The following is a 7998-nucleotide window of genomic DNA, read 5'->3' as shown; positions in this document are numbered from 1 at the left end:
GAGCAACCTGCGGCTAGTTTCCTAGTTTGCTCTTTGATTTTCATTGAGTATAAAATAATCTTATTCTAGTTTCGCATAAAATGATGAATTTTGTCAAGTTCCAACCAAAAAGAGCCTGAAATTCACTTTCAGGACTCTCCTCTTATTTAATCTTTTCTTCTTCGTAGTCGCCATTACTACATACAACCTGCTTGCCACCACCACGGACTTTTTTCTCCATGAGGAAGTTGCCACATTTTGGACAGTCACGACCAACAGGCTTATCCCAAGAAGTAAATTCACATTCTGGATAGCGATTGCAACCATAGAAGAGGCGGTTACGCTTGGTTTTACGCTCAATAATTTGTCCCTGATGACAACTTGGACACTCTACACCAATCTCTTTCACGATTGCTTGGGTATGACGGCAATCTGGGAAATTACTACAAGCGTAGAACTTACCAAAACGACCAAGTTTAATGACCATTGGGCTGCCACACACTTCACAATCAAATCCAGCTGGTTCATCCTTAATCTGGATTTTTTCCATTTCTTCTTCAGCCTTGGCGACTTCTTTAGAGAATGGTTTGTAAAAGGCATCAATGACACGTTGCCACTGCTCTTTTCCGACTTCGACATCATCCAGTTTTCCTTCCATTTCAGCTGTGAAGGTCACGTTTACGATATCTGGGAAATATTCAACGATGAGCTTGTTAACAATTTCTCCCAACTCTGTCGGTTCAAAGCGTTTGGTTGCAAGGCGAACATAATAACGTTTCTGAATAGTTTCAATGGTCGGTGCGTAGGTTGACGGACGTCCAACCCCATTTTCCTCCAAGGTCTTAATCAATGTCGCTTCAGAATAACGAGCAGGTGGTTGGGTGAAATGTTGCTCTGGTTTGCTATTAACCTGCTTGACTACATCTCCAACAGCCATATCTGGTAACATCTTATTTTTATCAGAATCATTATAAATGGCAAGATAACCATCAAACTTAACCTGACTACCATTAGCAGCAAATTGAACCCCATTTTGAGACAATTTAACAGCCATCGTATCAAAGACAGCAGCTGTCATCTGACTCGCTACAAAACGATTCCAAATAAGAGTATAAAGCTTGAGCTGATCCTTGTCCAAATACTTAGCAATACTTTCAGGTGTATTAAAGACACTAGACGGACGAATAGCCTCGTGGGCATCCTGAGCACCTGATGCATTTTTGACCTTGCTGCCATGCTTAGAATACTTACTACCAAAACGGTCCGTAATGAAACTTGCTGCTTCATTTTGCGCTACAGGACTGATACGAGTCGAATCGGTACGCATATAGGTAATCAAACCTTGAACACCAGAACCGATATTAATTCCTTCATAAAGTTGTTGGGCAACCATCATGGTTTTTCGAGTACGGAAGTTAATTTTATTGGCAGCATCCATCTGCATAGATGAAGTGGTATAGGGTAAAGGAGCATTGCGTTTGCGCTCTTTCTTATCCACCTGATCCACTGAAAAGTCTTTACTAGTCAGACGAGACAAGACTTCCTTAACCTCATCATTGCTAGTCAGTTTTAGCTTTTTACCATTCACTCCATAGAAGGAAGCCTGAAATTGCTTGGTTCCCTTTTTAAAGACACCATCAATTGTCCAATATTCTTCTGGTTGGAAGGCATTAATTTCATTCTCACGGTCAATGATTAACTTAAGCGCAATAGACTGAACGCGGCCTGCTGACAAGCCCTTCTTGACCTTTTTCCACAAAATAGGCGAAATCGAGTACCCTACCAAGCGGTCCAAGACACGGCGTGCCTGTTGGGCATCGACCAAGTCCATATCAATCTTGCGTGGCTCTTTGAAAGCATTTTTGACCGCATCCTTTGTGATTTCATTGAAGACCACACGGTTGGCATCATTTTCATCCAAGTTGAGAATGTGAGCCAAATGCCAAGAAATCGCTTCTCCTTCACGGTCCGGGTCACTCGCCAGAAAGACTTTATTAGCTTTTTTGGCTTCTTTTTTCAAGTCATTGATAAGAGGACCTTTTCCTCGGATATTGATATATTGCGGTTCATAATTATTTTCAATATCGACGGACATACTGGATTTCTTCAAATCACGGATATGCCCGACACTGGCTAAAACCTTGTAGTTTCTGCCTAGATATTTTTCAATCGTCTTGGCCTTAGCAGGCGACTCCACGATTACTAGATTTTTTTTAACTGTTGATTTTTTCTTTTTTGTTGCCGTAGCCACAGTATCACACCTTTTCAAAGTAATAAACTTTATAAAGTGTAAACCATTTTGCCATAACTGTCAAGACTTAGCTCCAATATATAGAAGAAAAGTTTATCTAGTAAGCGAAATTTCGTCTTATACTCAATGAAAATCAAAGAGCAAACTAGGAAACTAACCGCAGGTTGCTCAAAGCACTGCTTTGAGGTTGCAGATGAGACTGACGAAGTCAGTAACCATACCTACGGCAAGGTGAAGCTGACGTGGTCTGAAGAGATTTTCGAAGAGTATTAAAATTCAAATTCCGCAAGAACATCCTGCCCACTGGTGACCAATTTTGCTCCTTCTTGAATCAAATGATGGCAACCATCTGATAATCCATCTAAAATGCTACCAGGAATAGCAAAGACATCGCGCCCTTCTTCCATTGCTCGCTCACAAGTAATGAGACTACCTGAACGCATCTTAGCCTCTGCTACAATCACACCACGACAGAGTCCAGCGATGATGCGATTACGGGCAGGAAAATGAAATTTTAGAGGTTGTTCACCAGGTCCATATTCACTTAGAACCAGATGATCATTTCCGATGTAGTCTTGCAAGCGTTTATTGGCTTTAGGATAAAACACATCCAGTCCTGTTCCAATCACTGCAATGGTTTTTCCGCCATTCTGAAGAGCTGCCATATGAGCTGCTGTATCAATCCCCTTGGCTAATCCACTGACGATAACCAGTTCATTTTCCAAGCTATGAATGACTTTTTCAACTGACTTAGCTCCCTGTTTGCTACAAGCACGACTTCCTACGACTGCTACCTTAGGGAATTTCAAGAGGTCAAGATTGCCCTTGTAAAATAAAAGTACAGGCGCATCATATATTTCACTCAAATCCCAAGGGTAACAGTCATCTAAAATAGAGAAAGATGGAAATTTTTGAAACTCCTTCTCCAAATGCGTATCGTCTATCTGAAAATAACGTTCCATAAAAACAGCTGGATTTCGGCAACCTGATATATCTGCAATATCACCCAACAAAAGCTCCTGATCAACATTTTCACCGTATTCTAGGACATTCAAAATCTGTTGATTGCTCAAACCTGATTTTTTTAACTTATAGATTTCATAGTTTGTGATTTTCATAAATATCTCCATTTCTTTTTCTAGTCATCTATTTATTCGTAAAAAATCAAAAAAACATCCGACTATTTTAGCCAGATGTTGGAATCTTTAATTTTCGTTTTTAAGAATTTCTTCTAATTTATGATAGTCTTGGACACTATCGATCTCATAGATGCTATTGCCTTCTAATTCTTCAACATAGACATCCAACTCTTTGATATTGTCCTTAACCATATTATCCCAGTAGAGATCAACAAATTCACCACTTGCATAAGCCTTATCGATAAAGCTGACAATTTTTTCTGCAGTTGGAGCATCCCAGAAGGATACACCACTAAGGATGCGACCTGCCTTACTATCAACAGTAATGTCTTGAACCTTATAGTCGTCTCCATAGACCAAGAACCATTCGTTGGTACAATCTTCACGATAAACACTAAAATAAGTCGAACGTGTCAAATCATTGCGGAACATATTTTTAAAGAGATAATTATCGGCATCGATAACATAGCTGTTAGCTAATTCTTCTTTTACAAGATAGAGAGAGTAAAAGTTATTGTAATCAGCGTATTTATCATTGAAAACGAGGCGAACACCGTATTTCTCTTTCAAGTAATCGAATTGTTCTTTAAGATAACCGACGATGATGATGATGTCGTTAATTCCTTTTTCTTTTAAAAACTCAATTTGGTATTCAATCAAAGGTTTTTGATTAACCTGAACCAAGGCTTTAGGGGTATTTTCAGTCATAGGACGCAAGCGAGTTCCCAATCCCGCTGCTAAGATAATGGCTTTCACACGAATCTCCTTTATTCTTTAATAATAATATAAACTCCAGCAATGACGACAAGTGACGTAATAATTGTCAGCATATCTAGCGGTGCACCCAAGAAAACAACTGCAAACAAGACAGTCCAAACTACATAACTCACGTTCAAGCCTGTAGCCTTGGCTGGTTGCAAGCGATTGATAGCGATATAATAAGCCAAGTAGGAAATCATATCAAAGGCTGCAAAGACAATCATAAGACCTAGCAATTGTCCATTGGCCACTTCTGTAAATGACTGATGAGAGAATAGCACAATTACAAGATAGGACAAGAATGAAGTTACTTGACGGATTAAGAGGGCTTCGATTTCACTCAATTCACTTTCCATGGCAAAAGAGCTAAGAACACTCTCACTTCCCCATGCAATAGCACAAACTAAAGCACAAAGAATCCCAATGTAGAAAGAATTAACCTGTTCTACCTTATAAGTCTGAGCAATTATCCCTCCAATAATCAAGACAATCCCAAACACAGTATTTTTTGAAATCTTGTGTTTCAAAAAGAAGAAAGCCAATAAAACTGAAATCGCAGGGTAAATAGCCGATACAGATGAGGCTAAGGAACTTCCGATATACTTAACCGCATAAAGATTGGCCTGCATTCCGATAGGGCCTGCTAGCAAGGCTCCGATGATAACACTAACATTGCGAATATTTAAGAAAATTGAGAGACGAACTTTTCCTTCTTTCACCAAGAGAAAAGCTAGTAAGATAAAGATACTCAAGAAATCGTGAGCAGCGGCCACCACAAAGGGCGACAAATCTGTAAAAATCGAAAAGATATAAGCACTAATCGTTAGACCTAGACCCCAGAAAATACCTGAGAGTAGACCAAAAGAAACTCCATTTTTATTTTTCATCTGAACCTCCATAATATGACAAACCTTTAACAGCTCTTTGGTAACGACTCACACCATAGTCACCAAAATCTGCACCTTGCTCTTCTTTGTAGACTGTCCATAGACTCCAAATAGCATCTTGCAAAATTTTATAAATGGCAATCTTTTCACGAGAGACAGGTGTTTGCTCACTCTCATAGTGAGACAAGAAGTCTTCTTCCTCTTGACGAGTGAATTCAGACTCTAAAAAGAGGGCAGCCAAATCCCACATTGGATCGTTCATTGATGAATATTCCCAGTCAATCAGATAAAGTCGTCCTTGTGGTGACTCGATAAAGTTTTCAGGCACCAAATCGATATGACAAGATTTTCTGTCAACACCTAAGTCAGCCAGTCTTTTCTCTAAGGAGAAGACTTCTTCTCGAACAGCTTCATAGTTGGCATAAGGGATTTTTTCCTCAATCAAAGATTCGTATTTTTTGATTTCTTCAAAAGGAGCAAATTCTCCTCTTAATTCCTTGCCAGAAGCATGAATAGTTTGTAATATTGGAGCAATTTTATCAAATTTGGTCTTGATTGATGTTGAATCAAGCGTAATCGCAGATTCGATATACTCATTTACTTTAATACCAGCTTCAATATCAAAAAGATAATTTTTTACATCTAAGTCTAAATCCTTTAGTAGTTCAAGATTGTACTTTTCATCTTGACGATTGATAAGCTTTTCTGTCCCTTTACCAAAGAATTTAACAATGTATTGCTTATTTGTTGTTTTGACCAAATAGTTTTGATTGGTCATTCCCCCCAGTTGTTCAACACTGAGGACTTCCTCTTCTTGACTAAGTAGGGAAGAAATTTTTTCTTTAATGATTTTCTCCACAATTAACCTCCAGCACCTATACTTCCCACTTAAACACAGTTTTAAATGCTGTATTTAAATCGGTCGCAAAGACACGGTGAATATCTTTAATTTCTCTTACAGGTTCTTCTAGATAAAGGATATTTTTAAGACGATTGGCGAATTTCTTGACTTCCATCATTTGGATGGCATTTTCAAAATCAATGCGACCAGAACGAGAGGAACCAACCAAGAGCAAGCCTTTTTCTAAGGCATCGCGTGTATTGAGATTGACTTTATACTCGCTAACACCCATCATGAGAATCGTTCCCTGAGGACGAATATAGCGAATTAAGTCATTAATGGCTGGTCCAGTACCATCACCACCACAACACTCAAAAGCATGGTCAAAGGCCAAATCTTCAGGAATATTATCAGTAATATAGCATTCTTTGGCAAATGAGAAAAGTTCCAACTTTTCCCAATGACGACCAATAACCACAATCTCTGCTTCCGGCAAAGTATAGTTGATAATATTGGCAACCACAAATGCTAGACTTCCATCTCCGATAACGGCGATTCGGTCCCGCTTGCTATGAGCAAGGGTCAATAGACGATTCATAGCGTGCATGCCGACACTGACAAACTCTGTAATGGCTGCAACCGTATCTTCGATAGCATCATAAGCCACCACACGGTCTTTAGGAAGAGAAACAAACTCTCTCATAAAGCCATCAAATCCACTAGACAAGAAATGGGTCCCTGTCATGTAGTTCTCATAAAATTCTTCATCACTCTGCATAGGAGGCTGATTTGGAATCATGACAACTTTTTGCCCAACCTCATAGGTTCCCGTCGGGTCAGAAATAACGGTTCCACATGACTCGTGAATCATTGCCATTGGAAGCTTTTTATTCAAAATCTTGGGATCCCGTTTCCCTTGGTAGTAACGCTGATCCGCATGACAGACCGCCATGTAGTTGGGACGGATAAGGATATGATTTTCTTGGTCAATAGCCTCTTCCTGATATTTGACATTGATAAACTTAGGCTTAGTTAGTTGATAAATTTGATTAATCATTTTACTAGTCTTTCTCAATCATACTTTTTGCAATCTTCAAATCTGTTACGGTTGTAATCTTCAGATTTGAGTATTCACCCTTGGCCAAGGCTACATCTTTTCCTTTAATGACAAAGATTTTACATGCATCTGTCAAGATTTCCTTCTCTTCAGCAGAGAGAGAACCGTAAAGATCCATGAAGTCCTTGCAACGGAATGTTTGAGGTGTTTGTCCTTGATAAAGGTGAGCACGATTTGGAATATCTGTAATGAATTGACCATTGGTACTTTCAACGATAGTATCAACCGCTTCTACCACTGTGTCCACTGCGTCATGATTTTGGGCAAGTTGGATATTGTCTTGAATCATGCGAAGTGTAATAAATGGACGAACAGAATCGTGGGTAACAACGATATCCTCTGGAGTAAGCGGACGATAAGCATCAATGGCTTCAATGATTTTCTCAATACTTGTATTGCGGTCAGCACCACCCTTTGTAATGATGATACGTTCCTTATGAAGAGGAAGATATTTATCTACAAGATCTTCTGCATGAGAAACCCAGTCTCCATGAACTCCAACAACAATTTTTTCAATACTTGGTTCCAAGACAAATTTTTCAATTGTATGAATCAAAATAGGTCGATCACCTAGCTCTAAAAATTGTTTTGGCAAGTTACTGATTCCCATACGTGTACCAGTTCCACCAGCAAGAATTCCTGCATAAATCATCTATTTTCTCCTTTGTCTTACTAAAAAAACTTATTCTCTCTATTATACCACAATCTAGTCCTATCATGAAAGAAATACCGGCCCTCCCGTTCTAGAATAGAAGGATTAAGGAGTTCTATTATTCAAATAAACTAGTCCATTTCTAATAATGACTAGGAATTCTGTAGTCATTACCAATAAATGGCTGTGAAATTTTAGAGTTCTACAGAATAATATAATTTTCTTAAAGAAAACTTAAAATTAAACTTTGAGACTTCAAAGTGATTACTTGACTTATACTCAATGAAAATCAAAAAGCAAACTAGGAAGCTAGCCGTAAGCTGTACTTGAGTACGGTAAGGCGACGCTGACGTGGTTTGAATTTGATTTTCGA

At 38.8% G+C, this 7998-nt stretch carries 7 protein-coding genes; all 7 read right to left on the bottom strand.

Features of this window, described 5'->3' with window-relative positions; genetic code table 11:
- Positions 1-142 precede the first annotated feature (142 nt).
- The 7 genes from topA to ADI58_RS00100 all read right to left on the bottom strand — a co-directional run bounded on the left by topA (position 143) and on the right by ADI58_RS00100 (position 7625).
- Complete coding sequence (topA, locus tag ADI58_RS00135; protein ID WP_049521006.1) at positions 143-2230, bottom strand: type I DNA topoisomerase; 2088 nt, start codon at positions 2228-2230, stop codon at positions 143-145.
- Positions 2231-2499: 269 nt separating this feature from the next.
- Positions 2500-3348, bottom strand: coding sequence for a DNA-processing protein DprA (dprA, locus tag ADI58_RS00125; protein WP_049521004.1), 849 nt, complete (start codon positions 3346-3348; stop codon positions 2500-2502).
- A gap of 87 nt (positions 3349-3435) precedes the next feature.
- Positions 3436-4125: a sugar phosphate nucleotidyltransferase gene (locus ADI58_RS00120; protein ID WP_000643974.1), complete on the bottom strand. Its 690-nt coding sequence runs from the start codon at positions 4123-4125 to the stop codon at positions 3436-3438.
- Positions 4126-4136: 11 nt separating this feature from the next.
- Positions 4137-5015: a DMT family transporter gene (locus ADI58_RS00115; protein ID WP_049521003.1), complete on the bottom strand. Its 879-nt coding sequence runs from the start codon at positions 5013-5015 to the stop codon at positions 4137-4139.
- The gene (gene licA, locus ADI58_RS00110) at positions 5005-5874 is read right to left on the bottom strand and encodes a choline kinase LicA (protein ID WP_049521002.1); all 870 of its coding nucleotides are present in this window, start codon (positions 5872-5874) and stop codon (positions 5005-5007) included. The genes ADI58_RS00115 and licA overlap by 11 nt, the downstream gene beginning before the upstream one ends.
- Before the next feature lie 16 nt (positions 5875-5890).
- The gene (locus ADI58_RS00105; protein ID WP_000609877.1) at positions 5891-6913 is read right to left on the bottom strand and encodes a ribitol-5-phosphate dehydrogenase; all 1023 of its coding nucleotides are present in this window, start codon (positions 6911-6913) and stop codon (positions 5891-5893) included.
- A gap of 4 nt (positions 6914-6917) precedes the next feature.
- Positions 6918-7625: an IspD/TarI family cytidylyltransferase gene (locus ADI58_RS00100; RefSeq protein ID WP_000638495.1), complete on the bottom strand. Its 708-nt coding sequence runs from the start codon at positions 7623-7625 to the stop codon at positions 6918-6920.
- Positions 7626-7998 lie beyond the last annotated feature (373 nt).

This window comes from Streptococcus mitis (assembly GCF_001074635.1).
Taxonomy (GTDB): domain Bacteria; phylum Bacillota; class Bacilli; order Lactobacillales; family Streptococcaceae; genus Streptococcus; species Streptococcus mitis_E.
The sequence above is the reverse complement of the archived record's forward strand: the minus strand, read 5'-3'. Positions and strand labels throughout refer to the sequence as shown.